The organism is Pseudomonas sp. IzPS59 (assembly GCF_014863505.1).
Taxonomy (GTDB): domain Bacteria; phylum Pseudomonadota; class Gammaproteobacteria; order Pseudomonadales; family Pseudomonadaceae; genus Aquipseudomonas; species Aquipseudomonas kribbensis.
Genome location: NZ_CP062251.1, coordinates 2,984,223 through 3,000,316 on the forward strand (window position 1 = coordinate 2,984,223; position 16,094 = coordinate 3,000,316).

At 60.1% G+C, this 16,094-nt stretch carries 15 protein-coding genes; 8 read left to right on the forward strand and 7 right to left on the reverse strand.

Annotation, left to right across the window (positions count from 1 at the left end):
- Positions 1 to 11: 11 nt before the first annotated feature.
- Positions 12 to 1,646, reverse strand: a complete 1,635-nt coding sequence (locus tag IF189_RS13340; RefSeq protein ID WP_134826740.1) for a methyl-accepting chemotaxis protein — start codon at positions 1,644 to 1,646, stop codon at positions 12 to 14.
- A gap of 304 nt (positions 1,647 to 1,950) precedes the next feature.
- Between IF189_RS13340 and IF189_RS13345 the strand changes: the two genes are divergently transcribed.
- Complete coding sequence (locus IF189_RS13345; protein WP_114882802.1) at positions 1,951 to 2,781, forward strand: undecaprenyl-diphosphate phosphatase; 831 nt, start codon at positions 1,951 to 1,953, stop codon at positions 2,779 to 2,781.
- A complete protein-coding gene (locus IF189_RS13350; RefSeq protein WP_134826741.1) occupies positions 2,778 to 3,206 on the forward strand; it encodes a DUF1294 domain-containing protein in 429 nt (142 codons plus the stop codon). The genes IF189_RS13345 and IF189_RS13350 overlap by 4 nt, the downstream gene beginning before the upstream one ends.
- Before the next feature lie 2 nt (positions 3,207 to 3,208).
- On the opposite strand, the gene IF189_RS13355 is transcribed toward IF189_RS13350, so the two are convergent.
- Both IF189_RS13355 and IF189_RS13360 read right to left on the reverse strand, forming a co-directional pair.
- Positions 3,209 to 3,568 carry an MmcQ/YjbR family DNA-binding protein gene (locus tag IF189_RS13355; protein ID WP_085708154.1) on the reverse strand — a complete coding sequence of 120 codons (360 nt, stop codon included), beginning with the start codon at positions 3,566 to 3,568 and terminating at the stop codon, positions 3,209 to 3,211.
- Positions 3,565 to 4,473 (reverse strand): LysR substrate-binding domain-containing protein, encoded by a 909-nt coding sequence (locus IF189_RS13360; protein ID WP_119426161.1) that lies wholly within the window; start codon positions 4,471 to 4,473, stop codon positions 3,565 to 3,567. Before IF189_RS13360 ends, IF189_RS13355 begins: the two co-directional genes overlap by 4 nt.
- A 128-nt stretch (positions 4,474 to 4,601) precedes the next feature.
- On the opposite strand from IF189_RS13360, the gene IF189_RS13365 reads away from it, so the two are divergent.
- Together IF189_RS13365 and IF189_RS13370 are read left to right on the forward strand one after the other, a co-directional pair.
- Positions 4,602 to 5,213 carry an FMN-dependent NADH-azoreductase gene (locus tag IF189_RS13365; RefSeq protein ID WP_134826742.1) on the forward strand — a complete coding sequence of 204 codons (612 nt, stop codon included), beginning with the start codon at positions 4,602 to 4,604 and terminating at the stop codon, positions 5,211 to 5,213.
- A 235-nt stretch (positions 5,214 to 5,448) separates the two neighbouring features.
- Positions 5,449 to 6,486 (forward strand): alpha/beta hydrolase family protein, encoded by a 1,038-nt coding sequence (locus IF189_RS13370; protein WP_114882809.1) that lies wholly within the window; start codon positions 5,449 to 5,451, stop codon positions 6,484 to 6,486.
- 3 nt (positions 6,487 to 6,489) lie between these two features.
- Here the strand turns inward: IF189_RS13370 and IF189_RS13375 are convergent, their stop codons facing one another.
- Complete coding sequence (locus IF189_RS13375) at positions 6,490 to 7,677, reverse strand: MFS transporter (RefSeq protein ID WP_192553474.1); 1,188 nt, start codon at positions 7,675 to 7,677, stop codon at positions 6,490 to 6,492.
- Positions 7,678 to 7,816: 139 nt separating this feature from the next.
- Positions 7,817 to 9,403 (reverse strand): ABC-F family ATPase, encoded by a 1,587-nt coding sequence (locus tag IF189_RS13380; protein ID WP_085731070.1) that lies wholly within the window; start codon positions 9,401 to 9,403, stop codon positions 7,817 to 7,819.
- A 392-nt stretch (positions 9,404 to 9,795) separates the two neighbouring features.
- Between IF189_RS13380 and lpxO the strand changes: the two genes are divergently transcribed.
- Entirely contained in the window at positions 9,796 to 10,695 is a 900-nt protein-coding gene (gene lpxO, locus IF189_RS13385; protein ID WP_085708729.1) for a lipid A hydroxylase LpxO, read from the forward strand.
- Between the two features lie 54 nt (positions 10,696 to 10,749).
- Here lpxO and IF189_RS13390 read toward each other — a convergent pair whose 3' ends face one another.
- The gene (locus IF189_RS13390) at positions 10,750 to 11,610 is read right to left on the reverse strand and encodes a Ku protein (protein WP_134826744.1); all 861 of its coding nucleotides are present in this window, start codon (positions 11,608 to 11,610) and stop codon (positions 10,750 to 10,752) included.
- A gap of 185 nt (positions 11,611 to 11,795) precedes the next feature.
- Between IF189_RS13390 and IF189_RS13395 the strand changes: the two genes are divergently transcribed.
- A complete protein-coding gene (locus tag IF189_RS13395) occupies positions 11,796 to 12,119 on the forward strand; it encodes a hypothetical protein (RefSeq protein WP_134826745.1) in 324 nt (107 codons plus the stop codon).
- Positions 12,120 to 12,169: 50 nt separating this feature from the next.
- A complete protein-coding gene (locus tag IF189_RS13400) occupies positions 12,170 to 13,315 on the forward strand; it encodes a PQQ-dependent sugar dehydrogenase (protein WP_192553475.1) in 1,146 nt (381 codons plus the stop codon).
- Between the two features lie 5 nt (positions 13,316 to 13,320).
- On the opposite strand, the gene rimI is transcribed toward IF189_RS13400, so the two are convergent.
- The gene (gene rimI, locus IF189_RS13405; RefSeq protein WP_192553476.1) at positions 13,321 to 14,424 is read right to left on the reverse strand and encodes a ribosomal protein S18-alanine N-acetyltransferase; all 1,104 of its coding nucleotides are present in this window, start codon (positions 14,422 to 14,424) and stop codon (positions 13,321 to 13,323) included.
- A gap of 92 nt (positions 14,425 to 14,516) precedes the next feature.
- Between rimI and IF189_RS13410 the strand changes: the two genes are divergently transcribed.
- A complete protein-coding gene (locus tag IF189_RS13410) occupies positions 14,517 to 16,091 on the forward strand; it encodes a RimK family protein (protein ID WP_134826748.1) in 1,575 nt (524 codons plus the stop codon).
- Positions 16,092 to 16,094: the final 3 nt, after the last annotated feature.

The following is a 16,094-nucleotide window of genomic DNA, read 5'->3' on the forward strand; positions in this document are numbered from 1 at the left end:
GGTGACCGGGATCAGACGCGGAACTGGCGCAGCAAACCGTTCAGTTGTTCGCTCAACTGGCCGAGCCGTACGCTGGCGGCGCTCGATTGCTCGGCAGCCAGTGCGGTACTGTGGGACAGGCCGGCAGCCTGGGTGACGTTCTGGTTGATGTCCTCGACCACGTGCGCCTGTTGCAGGGTCGCACTGGCGATCGAGGCGTTCAGGCCATTGAGGTTGCGCAGCGCCTGGCCGATGGCATTGAGGCTGGCGCCGGCCAGTCCGGCCTGCTCGATAGTCAGTTGCGACGCCTTGCTGCTGTCGCCGATCACTTTCACCGCGGCTTCGGAATGATTTTGCAGGCGCTCGATCATCGACTGGATTTCCGCCGTGGATTTCTGCGTGCGTTGCGCCAGCAGACGAACTTCATCGGCCACCACGGCAAACCCCCGGCCCTGTTCGCCGGCCCGGGCGGCTTCGATGGCGGCGTTGAGTGCCAGCAGGTTGGTCTGCTCGGCAATCGAACGGATCACTTCCAGAACGCTGCCGATCTGGGTGCTTTCCGTCGCGAGCGTACGAATAACTTCGACGGCCTGATCGATGGTGCCGGACAGCTTGTCGATCTGTTGCAGGCTGCCGTCGATGTTGATCTGGCCCTGCTGCGCCTGGGCTTCGGCATCGCGCATTTCGCTGGCGGCATGCTCGGCGTTCTTCGCCACATCCTGCACGCCGTAGGTGACTTCGTTGATGGCCGTCGCCACCAGTTCCATCTGCTGTGATTGTTGCTGGCTGCGTTGTTGGGCCTGGCTCGCGTCGTTGCCCAGTTCAGTGGAGGACTGGCCCAGCGCGCTGGCCGACACCTGCAAATCGCCGATCACCCGGCGCAGCTTGGCGGTGAAGGCATTGAAGTGATGCGCCAGTTGCGTGACTTCGTCCTGGCCGTGGGTATCGAGGCTGCGGGTCAGGTCGCTTTCGCCGCTGGCGATGTTGGCCATGGCGTTCACGGTTTCCTGCAACGGGCGGACGATGCTGCGGGCAATCAGAATCACCAGCACGCCCATGATCAGCGCGATGACCAGCCCCACAACGGACGCCTTGATGACCTGGCCCTGAAACTCGGCCTGCACATCGTCGACGTACACACCGGAACCCAACACCCAGCCCCACGGCTCGAACAGTTTCACGTAGGAGGTCTTGGCCACCGGCTCACTGGCACCGGGTTTCGGCCAACGGTAATCGACCATGCCGGCGCCCTTGGCCTTGGCGATGGCGACCATTTCGTTGAACACCGCAAAGCCGTCCGGGTCGCGGATCGCCGAGAGGTTCTGGCCTTCGAGCTTGGGATTGGTCGGGTGCATGACCATCACGGGTGTGAGGTCGTTGATCCAGAAGTAGTCGTTCTGGTCATAACGCAGGCCGCGAATCGCGGTCAGCGCCTGTTTCTGGGCGGCGTCGCGGGTCAGGGTCCCGGCCGCTTCCAGGCCCTGGTAGTAGGTCAGCAAACCGCTGGCGGTCTGCACCACATGCTGGGTTTTCTGGGCCTTGGCGTGATACAGGTCATCGTGGATCTGCTTGAGCATCAACAGGCCCAGGGTCAGCAGCATGACCACCGCCACAATCAAGATGAGCCACAAGCGTCGGCTGATCGACACACTGCGCAAGCTGTTCATAACGCTGTCACTCCGGTTTCTTTTTCTTGTAATAAATCACCGCCAGCATCCAACCACGTTTCAGTGGCCGGGCATACGCGACCCAAGTCGTAGAGCGCGGCAGCGCGATTACGGCTTGTCTGTTAGGATTTCGGCCCCGTGGGTGAAAACCTGAACCCAAGTTGCCATTTCACGGAATTTTGACCGTTTCGTGTGGATCCTTGGCGCGCGGAATCGGTACAGCAACAAACCGCTACGCTGATCGCAGTGAACGTAAAAAAATACTATCGGGGCATGCCTGAGCGCATCGCTCTTTGGGGGATTGATGGACCTTTGGACCGCCTTGCAGGCACTGATTCTTGGAGTTGTAGAAGGGCTGACGGAGTTTTTGCCCATTTCCAGTACCGGACACCAGATCATCGTCGCCGACCTGCTGAATTTCGGCGGCGAACGCGCCATGGCGTTCAACATCATCATCCAGCTCGGCGCGATTCTCGCGGTGGTCTGGGAGTTTCGCCGCAAGATTCTCGACGTGGTCATCGGTTTGCCGACCCAGCCGAGTGCCCGGCGCTTTACCGCCAACCTGCTGATCGCCTTCCTGCCCGCCGTGGTGCTGGGCGTGATCTTTGCCGATCTGATTCACAAATACCTGTTTAACCCGATCACTGTGGCGACGGCGCTGGTGGTTGGCGGGTTCATCATGTTGTGGGCCGAGCGTCGGCAGCATGAAGTGCACGCCGAAACCGTGGACGAAATCACCTGGAAAGATGCGCTGAAGGTCGGCTTCGCCCAATGTCTGGCGATGATCCCGGGCACCTCGCGCTCCGGCTCGACCATCATTGGCGGCCTGTTGTTCGGTCTGTCGCGCAAGACTGCCACCGAGTTTTCGTTCTTCCTGGCGATGCCGACCATGGTTGGCGCGGCGGTCTACTCGGGCTACAAGTACCGCGCGCTGTTCGTGCCGGCGGACTTCCCGGTGTTTGCCATCGGTTTTGTCACCGCATTCGTTTTCGCCATGATCGCCGTGCGCGGTTTGCTGAAGTTCATCGCCAGCCACAGCTACGCGGCATTCGCCTGGTACCGGATCGTGTTCGGCCTGTTGATTCTGGCGACCTGGCAGTTCGGCTGGGTGGACTGGGCGGCGGCCAAGGCATGAGTGACTCCCGCGCACGCCGTCCGGATCGCGGCCCGTCCGGTGGCAGCATCCAGCATTTGAAGTTGAAGCTGGTGGTGCTGCTGATCGTCTGCGCGTTGCCGCTGTTCGGTTCGCTGTCGATGTGGCTGCGCGGGATCTCGTTGGTGCCGCTGGCGGCCTACGGGATTGTCAGTGTGCTGGCCTTCTTCCTGTACTGGGCCGACAAGCGCAAGGCCCGCGCCGACGCCTGGCGCACTCCGGAAAACGTCCTGCACGCCGTGGAACTGGCGGGCGGCTGGCCGGGGGCATTGGTCGCCCAGCAAGTCTTCCGGCACAAGACGCGCAAGGTGTCGTTTCAGATTCTGTTCTGGGTGATCGTCGCGCTGCACCAGGTGTTCTGGATCGATCAGTTGTTCCTCGGTTCGAACCTGTTGGCGCTGGGGTAGGGTTACAGCAGCAAACCCACCTGGGTTTTCTTCGGCAATTTGCTCACCACCAGTTGATGAGAGCGTTGCAGCAATCCTCGCAGTTCCTCGGCGCCCAAGGGGTAGGGCGGGTGCATGATGATCCACTGCGCCCGCGCCAGATACGGCGCCGGGTGAATGCCCGGTCGGTCGCAATGGCCGAGAAACAGATCCTTGTCGACCTTGAACGCCAGCGACTCGCCGCGCAGCCCCTGCAAGGCGAACATCTTGTTGCCGGCAATCGAGAACACCCGCACACCGCCCCATTTGTAGTCTTCCCGGGCGCCGGGTAATGCCAGGCAGAAATCCGCGACGTCCTTCTCGCTCATCTTTCCTTGTTTCATAACAGTCGCTCTCCACAGGCATTGAACGATTCGACCAGATGATCGATCCACGCGCGCACCGCCGGCATCACTCCACGCCGGTGCGGATACACCGCTTGCAGCCAGCCGCCGGGCAATGACCAGTCCGGCAGTAACTGCACCAGCGTGCCGTTGTTCAGCTCCGCTTCGCAATACATCATCGGCAGCAGAGTGAAACCCTGGCCGGCCAGCACGCAAGCCTTGCGCACGATGAAATCGTCGATGCCCAGCCGGGCCTCCAGCGCCAGGTCGCAACTTTTGCCGTGCTGATCGAGCAGGCGCACATGCACCATGCGATCGGCTTCCAGCGCGCCGAGCACCGGCAGGGTTTTCAAGTCCTGCGGATGATTGATTTCCACGCCCTGTATAAAGGAAGGGCTCGCGACCACCACCATTTGCGCCTGACGCAAGCGACGGGTTACCAGCATCGGTTCTTCGTCGCCGTGTTCGCGCACGCGCAGGGCCACGTCGATGCCTTCAGTGATCAGGTCGACCCGGCGATTGATCAGGGTGACTTCCAGTTGCACCTGCGGGTACTTGCCGAGGAAGTTGCTGATCACCACCGGCAGCATTTCATGGGCCAGCCCTGTGGGGCTCGAAACCCGCAGGCGGCCACGGGGTTCGCTGGACATGCTGGCCACCGTCTCGTCCGCCATTTCCGCTTCCAGCAGCATCGCCTGGCAGTGGCGCAGATAGCGTTCGCCAACCGCAGTAAGCTTCAACTGGCGAGTGGTGCGTTGCAGCAAGCGTGCGCCGAGACGTTCTTCCAGTTCGGCAATTCGCCGCGACAGGCGCGACTTGGGAATGCCCAGCAAGCGGCCGGCCGCGGCGAATCCGCCGGCCTCGACCACTTTGGCGAAATAGTAGAGATCGTTGAGGTCTTGCATGGGGAATTCCGACTGTTCTATCAGTGGGACAAACTATCGCATTGTTGCCGTCTAATCAGCTATTGGTTTCGTAGGTAGGATTGTCTCCATTCCGTCGCCACCGGCGATTCTTTCCAGGAGATTCCACTATGAAACTGCTGCACATCGATTCGAGCATTCTGGGCGACAACTCTGCTTCCCGTCAGTTGAGCACCGAAGTCGTCAAAGCCTGGCAAACTGCCGAGCCAAGCGCTGTCGTGACCTACCGCGATCTGGCTGCCGACGCCATCAGCCACTTCTCGTCGACCACTCTGGTTGCCGCCGGCACCACCGCTGAACTGCGCAATGCCGCACAACAGCACGAAGCCGAGCTGAGCGCCAACACCCTGGCCGAATTCATCGCTGCTGACGCCATTGTCGTTGCCGCGCCGATGTACAACTTCACCGTGCCAACCCAGCTCAAGGCCTGGATCGACCGCATCGCCGTCGCCGGCCAGACTTTCCGCTACACCGAAGCCGGCCCTGAAGGCCTGTGCGGTGGCAAGAAAGTGATCATCGTCTCCACCTCGGGCGGCATCCACGCCGGTCAGGCTTCGGGCGTTGCTCACGAAGACTACCTGAAACTGGTCTTCGGCTTCCTCGGCATCACCGATATCGAAATCGTCCGTGCCGAAGGCCTGGCCTACGGTGAGGAAGTTCGCAACAACGCCATGAGCGCGGCCCACGCGCGTATCAGCGAGCAACTGTTCGCCGCTGCGTAAGGCTTTCGTAAAGAACAGCTCTTGTTCAGGCAACACCCAAAAAACTCTGTATTCTGGTTCTGCAAGGGCCAGATACGGAGTTTTTTGTGTCCGACTGTTACATAATCTGGCCCGGGTTATGCAGTCTTACGATCAACGTCTGAGTGCAACGCCGCGCCGGATCACCGAACCACGGAGTTTCGGGCGTCGAACACAACGGATCTTTCGATTGAGTAACAACAGGGTGGGGCATCCCATGATGCGTCTTTGTGCAACGTTACTGATTTGCCTGCTCGGCAGCCTGAATTCAGTGCACGCAGCCCCCGGCCAGCACCCACGCTGGAGCGTCGGTTATCACGAGATGACGTTCCTCGATCCGCTCGACCTGCAACCGATGCGTGCCATCGCGTTCTATCCCTCCAGCGACCGCGAGCACATGAGCCTGCTCGAGGGCTACTCGGTCGAAGCCGGTGAAGACACCAAAATCGCCCTCGGCCGCTTTCCGATGCTGATGCTGTCCCACGGCAATACCGGCACGCCGCTGGCCCTGCACGACCTCGCCACATCGCTGGCCCGCAAGGGCTTTGTGGTGGTGGCGGTGATTCATCCCGGCGACAACTCCAGGGATCACAGCCGCCTCGGCACCTTGAGCAACCTTTATGGGCGCCCGATCCAGATTTCCGAAGCCATAACAGCCACGCTTGGCGACCGCATGCTCGCGCCGTTCGTGAACGCTGATCAGGTCGGCGTGATCGGTTATTCGGCGGGCGGTGAGACCGCGTTGATTCTTTCCGGCGCGCAGCCTGACCTGGATCGCTTGCGCCGTTACTGCCAGGAGCGTCCGGACGACCGCGACGCCTGCAACACACAGGGTGAGTTGATCGTCGATCGCGATGACTTGCAGCCTGTGGCCGATCCGCGCGTGCATGCATTGCTGCTGATGGCGCCGCTGAGCCTCAAGTTTGGTCGTCACACCCTGGCCGACGTGCATGTGCCGGTGCTGCTGTACAGCGGCGACGGCGACAAACTGGTGGCCTTCGACAAGAACGCCGCCGCCCTGGCGCGCAAACTGCCGACTGCGCCGGACTTCAAGTTGCTGGCCGGGGCAGGGCACTTCGTGTTCATGGCGCCGTGCAATGAAGAACAGATCCGTGCGATGCCGGCGCTGTGCACCGATGCTGACGGGGTGGATCGCGAAGACATCCATCGCAACCTGATTTCCGAAGCCGGGCGGTTCTTCTCCCATGCGCTGGGCAAGCCTTCCCGGGCGGGGATGCAGACGGCGGATCAGTAAGCGTCAGGCCATCGCCCGACGCTTGAGCCACAAGGTCAGCGCCAGTCCGGTCGCGGACAACAGCGCCGCGCCGAGGAAAATCCACGAATACCCCAGATTCAACGCCACCGCCCCCATCAACGGCCCGGCAACCGCCAGCGCCAGATCGAAAAACACCGCGTAAGCACTCAACCCGGCACCACGGCTGGAGTTGGGCACCTGCTTGATCGCTTCAACCCCCAGCGCCGGATACACCAGTGACAGCCCGAACCCCGCCAGCCCGGCGCCGATCAGTGCGTAACCGGTCGAGGGGGCGAGCCACAGCAACAACAGCCCGACGGTTTCGATGCTCATGCAGGCGATGGCCGAAGCGAAGCCACCGAATCGGGCGATGGCGGAAATGAACAGCAGCCGCGACAGGATGAAGCACACACCGAATACCGTCAGGCAGTAGGCCGCACCGGTCCAGCCGCGATTGAGGTAATAAAGAGTGATGAACGTGGTCAGGGTGCCGTAACCAATCGAGGCGAGGCTCAAACTGGCACCGAACGGCGCAATCCGCCCGAATACCGCCCAGAACGGCAACCGCTCGCCGCGCACCACCGGCACGGAAGGCTTGTTGCGAATCAGCAGCAGGGCGCCAGCGGCCAATACCGACAGCGCAATACCGAGGCTGGTAAAGCCATAATCGGCCACCATCAGCACGCCCAATGGTGCGCCGATCGCGATGGCGCCATAAGAGGCGATGCCGTTCCAGCCGATGGACCGTGCGGTGTGCTCGGCGCCGACCTGGCCCATGCACCAGCTGATGGTGCCGACACCGATCAAGCCTTGCGCGATCCCGAGCAGTAAACGCCCGGCAATCAGAATGATCAGGCTTGTCAGCGGGAAGTCCTGAAGCAGGGTCGACAGGAATGTCAGCACACCGCTGAGGACGATTCCCAACAGGCCATAAACGATGGCGCGCTTGGTGCCGACGGTGTCCGACATGCGTCCGGCCATGGGGCGGCTGAGCAGGGTGGCCAGGTATTGCGAGCCGATCACCAGACCCGCAACGACGGCACTGAAACCCAGTTGCTCGTGCACATAGCCGGGCAACACCGCAATCGGCAGGCCGATGCAGAGGAAGGCGATAAAGGTGTAGAAAACGATGGAGACGATCTGCAGGGTGATCGCCATGGAGCTTTGCGGTGGCAGTTGCTGCGCAGACATGAGGGCTCGTTCGCGGGCGGCGGTGGGAGAGTCCGCATCATGGCTTGGCGCTGGAATAAAAGAAAGCAGGCTAACTATCTTTCCTGGGCGCAATAAAAAAGCCCCGCCATGGGGCGGGGCTTTCGACTCGAGGCCGCTATCAGAACACGACGCCCTGGCTGCGCAGGTAATCGTCATAGGTGCCGCTGAAGTCGGTCACGCCGTTCGGGCTCAGCTCGATGATGCGCGTGGCCAGGGACGATACGAACTCACGGTCGTGGCTGACGAAAATCAGCGTGCCCGGGTAGTTTTCCAGCGCCAGGTTCAGCGCTTCGATCGATTCCATGTCCAGGTGGTTGGTCGGTTCGTCCATTACCAGTACGTTCGGCTTTTGCAGGATCAGCTTGCCGAACAGCATGCGACCTTGCTCACCACCGGAAATCACCTTCACCGACTTGAGGATCTCGTCGTTGGAGAACAGCATGCGGCCCAGGGTGCCACGAATCACTTGCTCGCCCTGAGTCCACTGACCCATCCAGTCGAACAGGCTCACATCGTCTTCGAAGTCGTGGGCGTGGTCCTGAGCGTAGTAGCCCAGCTCCGCGCTTTCGGTCCACTTCACTGTGCCGGCGTCCGGGGTCAGTTCGCCCATCAGGGTGCGCAGCAGGGTGGTCTTGCCGATACCGTTCGGGCCGATGATCGCCACGCGCTCGCCGGCTTCAACGGTGAAGCTGAAGTTCTTGAACAGGGTCTTGCCGTCGAAGCCTTTGGACATCTGCTCGATGGTCACGGCCTGGCGGTGCAGCTTCTTGGTCTGTTCGAAACGGATGAACGGGCTCACGCGGCTCGATGGCTTGACCTCGGCCAACTGGATCTTGTCGATCTGCTTGGCGCGGGAAGTCGCCTGCTTGGCTTTCGAGGCGTTGGCCGAGAAGCGGCTGACGAACGTTTGCAGTTCGGCAATCTGGGCTTTCTTCTTGGCGTTGTCCGACAGCAGTTGCTCGCGGGACTGGGTCGCCGCGGTCATGTACTCGTCGTAGTTGCCCGGGAACAGACGCAGCTCGCCGTAGTCCAGGTCGGCCATGTGGGTGCAGACGCTGTTCAGGAAGTGACGGTCGTGGGAAATGATGATCATGGTGCTGTTACGCGCCGTCAAAATCGTTTCCAGCCAACGGATGGTGTTGATGTCCAGGTGGTTGGTCGGTTCGTCGAGCAACAGTACTTCCGGATCGGAGAACAGGGCCTGAGCCAGCAGGACACGCAGTTTCCAGCCTGGCGCGACTTCGGTCATCGGGCCGAAATGCTGTTCCAGCGGAATGCCCAGGCCCAGCAGCAGTTCACCGGCACGGGATTCGGCGGTGTAGCCGTCCATCTCGGCGAATTCGGTTTCCAGCTCGGCCACGGCCATGCCGTCTTCTTCGCTCATTTCCGGCAGCGAATAGATGCGATCACGCTCGGCCTTGACCTTCCACAGCTCTTCGTGACCCATGATCACGGTGTCGATCACGGTGAATTCTTCGTAGGCGAACTGATCCTGACGCAGTTTACCGAGGCGAACGTTCGGCTCGAGCATCACCTGGCCGGCGGACGGCTCCAGGTCGCCACCGAGGATTTTCATGAACGTCGACTTGCCGCAACCGTTGGCGCCGATCAGGCCATAACGGTTGCCGTTGTTGAATTTCACCGAAACGTTTTCGAACAGCGGCTTTGCGCCGAACTGCATCGTGATATTAGCTGTAGAAATCAAAGGTTTATCCTGCGAAGCATTCTGAGTAGCGAGGGTGCGGCCGGAGCGCTTGGCCCGAGTCGAAGTGCGCTGAGGCGGGAAATCCCGTCATCAACCAAGGGGGGGCGCGTAAAGTTTGGCGGCGATTGTACTGGTCTGGCTCTTCCAGCGATAGGGCGGTGATCCCCGGAATGCCAATTGGCGCAATCGCGGGACAGTTTTTCACAGATGAAGGTTCACTATTGGTTACAAACTGTGGCTAAAATGCCATCCATTCACCCAATGCCCTTGCCCGGCATGGGCTCAAGGATGTGCCACCGAGACGCTGTTTTGTATCCAGACCACTGCAACAGACCTATGGCCACAGCCAGAAAGGCGCGCAGTTTGTTCACTTTTGACGTGTGACGATTTCCGTGAAACTCATCATTGCTGCTATTTATGTCATTTCCATTGCATACGTTCACCTGCGTGGTCGTGTGCGTCACAAACTGGGCCGTCAGTTGAGCGATCACTCGACGTTTCTCGCGCCGATCAACTGCTTCCTTTATCTGTTTTCGAAGAAACCTAACAAACCCTACCTCGACCCGAAGGACTTTCCCGATCTGAGCCCGTTGCAGGCCCATTGGGAAGAAATCCGCGAGGAAGGTCAGAATCTTCTGCGTGCCGGTGCGATCAAGCGCTCGGACCAGTACGACGACGTCGGTTTCAACTCGTTCTTCAAGACCGGCTGGAAGCGCTTCTACCTGAAATGGTACGGCGACAGCCATCCATCGGCGCTGCAACTGTGCCCGCGCACCACTGAACTGGTGCAGAGCATCGGCTCGATCAAGGCGGCGATGTTCGCCGAACTGCCACCGGGCTCGAAACTGGTGCGTCACCGTGACCCGTATGCCGGTTCCTACCGTTATCACCTGGGCCTGGAAACGCCGAACGACGCCGGTTGCTACATCAACGTCGATGGCGAGAACTATCACTGGCGCGACGGCGAAGCGGTGATGTTCGACGAAACCTACATTCACTACGCGGAAAACACCACCGACAAGAACCGCATCATTCTGTTCTGCGACGTCGAGCGGCCGATGAAATATCGCTGGGCAGCCGCGTTCAACGGCTGGTTCAGTCGTACCGTAATGTCGGCGGCGGGCGCTCCGAACGATGCGGGCGACCGCACCGGCGGTATCAACCGCCTGTTTACCAAAATCTACAAGATCCGCCTGCGCGGCAAAGAGCTGAAAAAGCGCAATCGCGCGCGCTATTACCTGGAAAAGTGGGCGATCTTCGGTGGCCTGCTGGCGATCTTCATTCTGATCTGATGACTGATCTGATAAATCGGGCGACTGTTGAAAGACAGTCGCCCGATTTCATTTTCACGACGCTTTTTTGGTCTTTTTCGCCGGTGTGGCCTTGCTCGCGGCCTTCTTCGCCGGTTTGGCCGGTGATTTCCCGCCAAGACTGCGTTTGAGCAGTTCGGTCAAGTCGATCACATCGGCAGACTTGCGCTCTTCTTCGCCATCCACGGTTTCAACGTCCTCGATCTTGCCTTCATGGGCCTTCTTGTCCACCAGGGCCATGATCTTGTCTTCGAATTCGTCGGTGTAATCTTCTGGCTTCCAGTCAGCGCTCATGTCTTCAACGAGTCGTTTGGCCATGTCCAGCTCGGCTTTCGCCAGTTGCGGCTTGGTCACTTCGCTGCCCAGCGTCAGTTCATCGAGGCTGCGCACTTCCTGTGGCCAGCGCAGTTTGACCAGCACCAATGCAGACTCCAGCGGCATCAGCGCCGCCAGGTACTGACGCGTGTGTAAAACCACACGGGCGAGGGCGACTTTTTTGGTTTTGCTCAGGGTTTCGCGCAGCAATGCGTAAACCTTGCCGCCGCGTTTGTCCGGGGCCAGGTAGTAGGGCGTGTCGATGTTCTGCAGCGGGATCTGCTCGCTGTCGACGAAGGCAAAGATGTCGATGGTCTGGGTCGAGACCGGGTGGGCCGAACGGATTTCTTCCTCGCTGAGCACGACATACCGGCCTTTTTCGAACTGCACGCCTTTGACGATGTGCTCCTTGGTGACTTCCTTGCCGGTGACCTTGTTGACCCGTTTATAGCCCACCGGGTCCATGCTGCGGCTGTCCAGCCAGTCGAAGTCCACGCCCTGGGACGAGGTCGCCGAGACCAGCGCCACGGGGATGTGCACCAGACCGAAACTGATTGCGCCTTTCCAGATTGCCCGAGCCATGGTGCCGTTCTCCGAGTGATGTTCGGGTGACCCGTCGGCATGCGTGAAAGTTTCCGTTGCCAGCCGATGGGTAACTGGTCAAACGGTGTTACACCTTGTTTAGCGATGACGGGTTAACAAATCCGAACCCTCGGCGTAGCGTGGACTCGAAGGCTCTATTCCACGTGCATCGAGAGAGGCCGTCCATGAACCGTTTTCTGCTTGGCATCGCATTGCTGGCCCTTAATGGCGGGCTGGTTCACGCCGATGCCCTGTTGCTGGCGCAAAGTCCGACCGGCAACAGCAGCAATCCCTACAACAGCCCGATTCACCGGGCCAATCCCAACAGCATGCAGGGCACGCAGCCCGCCAATCCGGTGATCCGCGGGCCGAATACGGTGCCAGCGCCTCGCCAGCCCACCATCGAGAACGGCGGCATCGGCAATGGCCAGCCCCTGCGTTCGGTGCCGAGCACGCCGCCGAAATTCATTCCCAACCCACCCGCCCGTGACGGCGACAGCAACCGTTGAATGGCAGAACCGCTTCTGTCAGCCCTTCAAACGAACAAAAGGAATCGTGCATGTTGCGTAAAACCCTTTTAGCCGGCCTGTGTGCCGGCGCTGTTATCAGCAGCCCGGCATTCGCCGCTGCCCCCAAGGAATTGCAAAGCGAGCAGGGCACCCTTGAAGTCACGACGATTACCCAGGGGCTTGCGCACCCGTGGGCGCTGGCGTTCCTGCCGGATCGTCAGGGCATGCTGGTGACCGAGCGTCCGGGCAATCTGCGGGTGGTGGGGGCTGACGGCAAGCTGTCGGCGCCGATCGATGGCGTTCCCAAGGTCTGGGCCAAAGGGCAGGGCGGGTTGCTGGATGTGGTGCTGTCACCGGACTTCAAACAGGATCGGCTGGTGTACCTGTCCTACGCCGAGGGCGGTGGTGCCGGTGACAAGGCCGGGACCGCGGTTGGGCGCGGGCGCCTGTCGGATGATCTGAAAACCCTCAAGGACTTCAACGTGATTTTCCGTCAGGAACCGAAGCTGTCGGTTGGCAATCACTTCGGCTCGCGGCTGGTGTTCGACCGTGACGGTTATCTCTTCATCACCCTCGGCGAAAACAACGACCGCCCGACCGCCCAGGATCTGGACAAGCTGCAAGGCAAGGTCGTGCGGATCTACCCCGACGGCAAGGTGCCGGACGACAACCCGTTTGTCGGTCAGTCCGGTGTGCGCCCGGAGATCTGGTCCTACGGTCATCGCAACCCGCAGGGCGCAGCACTCAACCCATGGACCGGCACATTGTGGGAAAACGAGCACGGCCCTCGCGGTGGCGATGAGGTGAACATCATCGAGCGCGGCAAGAACTACGGCTGGCCACTGGCAACCCACGGCATCAACTACTCGATGCAGCCCATCCCTGAAGCCCAGGGTAAAACCGTCGAAGGCACCGTTGCCCCGCATCACGTCTGGGAAAAATCACCGGGTGTCACCGGCATGGCGTTCTACGATGGCGAACGTTTCAAGCTCTGGCAGCACAACGTGTTCATCGGGGCGCTGGCCACCCAGGAATTGATCCGTTTGCAATTCGACGGTGACAAGGTTGTGCATGAAGAGCGTCTGCTGGGCGATCTGAAGCAGCGGATCCGTGATGTGCGCCAAGGGCCGGACGGCTATCTGTATCTGCTGACGGACGAGTCCGACGGCTCGCTGTACAAGGTCGGACTCAAATAAATGCTTCATGCGGGTGAGCGGGCGTAAAGCACCACCGCTGCCCGTAGTTTGCCGCGTCCGAACCGGCACATCTTCTCGAACTCCCCATGGCTGACCGGCACATGCTGGCAATCCATGGGCTGGCGGTGCTGGCTGTGATCGACATCCGGGTCGTGCAGGTAGACGAAATCCTCGTCGCAATCGGTGACGATCACCCAGTGCGGAGATTTGGAGCGGGTCAGACGATAGCTGCTGATCAGCACCAAAGGTTGCCCGCCAGCGTTTAGCAGACGGGGCAAATCGAGTGTCGTGCCGATGATTTGATCGACGTCGGTGTCGTTTAGCTGTGCCATGAACTCGTCGTGCACCAGGCGCATGACGTCTTTTTTATGCGCGTCGCGCACGCCGTCGAGAAACAGCGGCCCGGTCATGCTCAGTTGCAATCGCACGCGAAACCCTCGGTGCCATGCGGCCAACGCCAGGCCTTGAGGGCTGCAACCGCCATGGCCGGCGGTCATGAACACGGTGGTCGCTTCGCGCCAGAGCTGCAGTTCTTCGCGGCGCTCCAGTAGACGATCAGCCTGCAAGGCGCCCATGGCCATCAGCAAACAGGCCGGACCGCAGGTGAAGTCGGTGGTCTGTCGGTAATAGGGCACCGTGATGCTGCGCGAATCGTGGTGTTGCAGGATGCGCTTTTCCAGACGCAACGCGTCCGCATGGTCCTCGTAATAGTCGTGAATCAACGCAAAGCGCCGATAGCCACTGCGTTCATACAGCGCGATGGCGGTCGGGTTATCGGTGCGCACCTCCAGCCGCAGGTAAGCGCAGTCATGCTCAAGCGCGCAGGCTTCGATGCGCTGGAGCAATTGCTTGCCCAGGCCACCACCCCGGGCTTCGGGGGAAATGGCGATGGAATACAGGCGCGCAAGCGACGTGCCGCGATGGAACAGCACCAGCGCATAACCCAGCAGCTGACCCTCGCGTTCGGCCACCAGCAACTGGGCATGGGCGCGGGTAATCATCCATTGAAAGCTGCGGCGAGTGAGCCGGTCCGTAGTGAAACAGTGCATTTCCAGTGCCAGCAGCGCCGGTAAATCATCAACTGTCGCCAAGCGAAAAACAGTGTTCATATGACCGCCGTAAAAGTTGCGTAACGAAACGGGACTTTCGAAAAAGTTCGTGCTTAATAGAAAAGGTCTTGTTCTCCAACGGATCAATTTCTATGTCAGCGGTACAGGGTCATTGGCGCGAAGTATCCAGTCAAAGTTTGCCACCGGCAACTTATTTAAAACCGCAAATCAGAACTTCCAGTCAAGTGTTGATCATCGTCGAACGCAAGGAAGACTGGGCCTCGTACTTTCCCAGCGAAGACATCCTCACGGCTCAGGAATACCTCGAACAACCGCCCGACAGTGAGCCGGGAAAACGGGTGCAGGTGATCAACCTGTGCCGCAGCTACAAGTATCTGGGGCACGGCTACTACTGCTCTTTGCTGGCCGAAGCCCGGGGTCACAAGGTGATTCCGTCGGTACGAACCATCAGCGAACTGACCCGTAAATCGCTCTATGGCCTGGCGCTGGATGACCTTGATAAAACCCTGGAAAAGGCCCTCAGTCATCATCTCTACAGCGATACCGAAGGTTTTACGCTGACACTTTATTTCGGCAGAACTCATATCGAGCCGTTGCAGGATTTGGCCCGGCAATTGTTTGAAGTGTTTCCGTGCCCGATCCTGTTAGTTGAGTTCCGTCGAACTAACGGTTGGCACATCGAAGGCATAAAGTCCGGCGCCCTGCACAAGTTGCGCGACGACCAGGAAGATCAGTTCGCCAATGCGCTGGACGGTTTCAGCCGCAAGGTCTGGCGTGTACCGCGTTCGCCGCAAGTGGCTCGTTATGACCTGGCGATCCTGCACGATCCGCAGGAAGCGTTGCCGCCGTCCAACGCCCGGGCGCTGGAAAACTTCGTGCGGGTTGGCAAAGGCATGGGGATCGACGTCGAACTGATCGAGCGCAAGGACTACGCAAGGCTGGCCGAGTACGACGGTCTGCTGATTCGTGAGACCACCAGCGTCGACAACCACACCTACCGTTTCGCCAAGAAAGCCGAGAGCGAAGGGCTGGTGGTAATGGACGATCCGACGTCGATCCTGCGCTGCACCAACAAAGTCTATCTAACCGACCTGCTCAACAGCCATCAACTGGGCATGCCGGCCACGGAAATTCTCTACAAGGAACGACCGGAAGACTTCGAACGGGTCGGCGAGCGCCTGGGGTTCCCGCTGGTGCTGAAAATCCCTGACGGCTGCTTCTCCCGTGGCGTGATCAAGGTCGAGAGCCAAGAGGCTTTGCTGGAGGCCACCGCCGAACTCTTCGAACATTCGGTGCTGTTGCTGGCCCAGGAGTTTTTCTACACCGAGTACGACTGGCGCATCGGCGTGCTCAATCGCAAACCGATCTTTGCCTGCCAGTACTTCATGTCCAAGGGCCATTGGCAGATCTACAACCACAAGGCCAAGGGCCAGGACGTCAACGGCGAATGCCGCACGCTGGCAATCCACGAAGCGCCGCGTGCGGTGGTGGAACTGGCAGTGAAAACCGCCAACCTGATCGGCGATGGTCTGTATGGCGTCGATTTGAAACAGGCCGGCGACAAAGTGGTGGTGATCGAGGTCAACGACAACCCGAACCTCGACGCCGGCATCGAAGACGCTTACTTGCAAGACGATCTGTATTCGTTGGTACTGGAGGAGTTCGTGAGGCGTCTGGAACTCAAACGTCGCGGCCAGGCCTGGTGACCG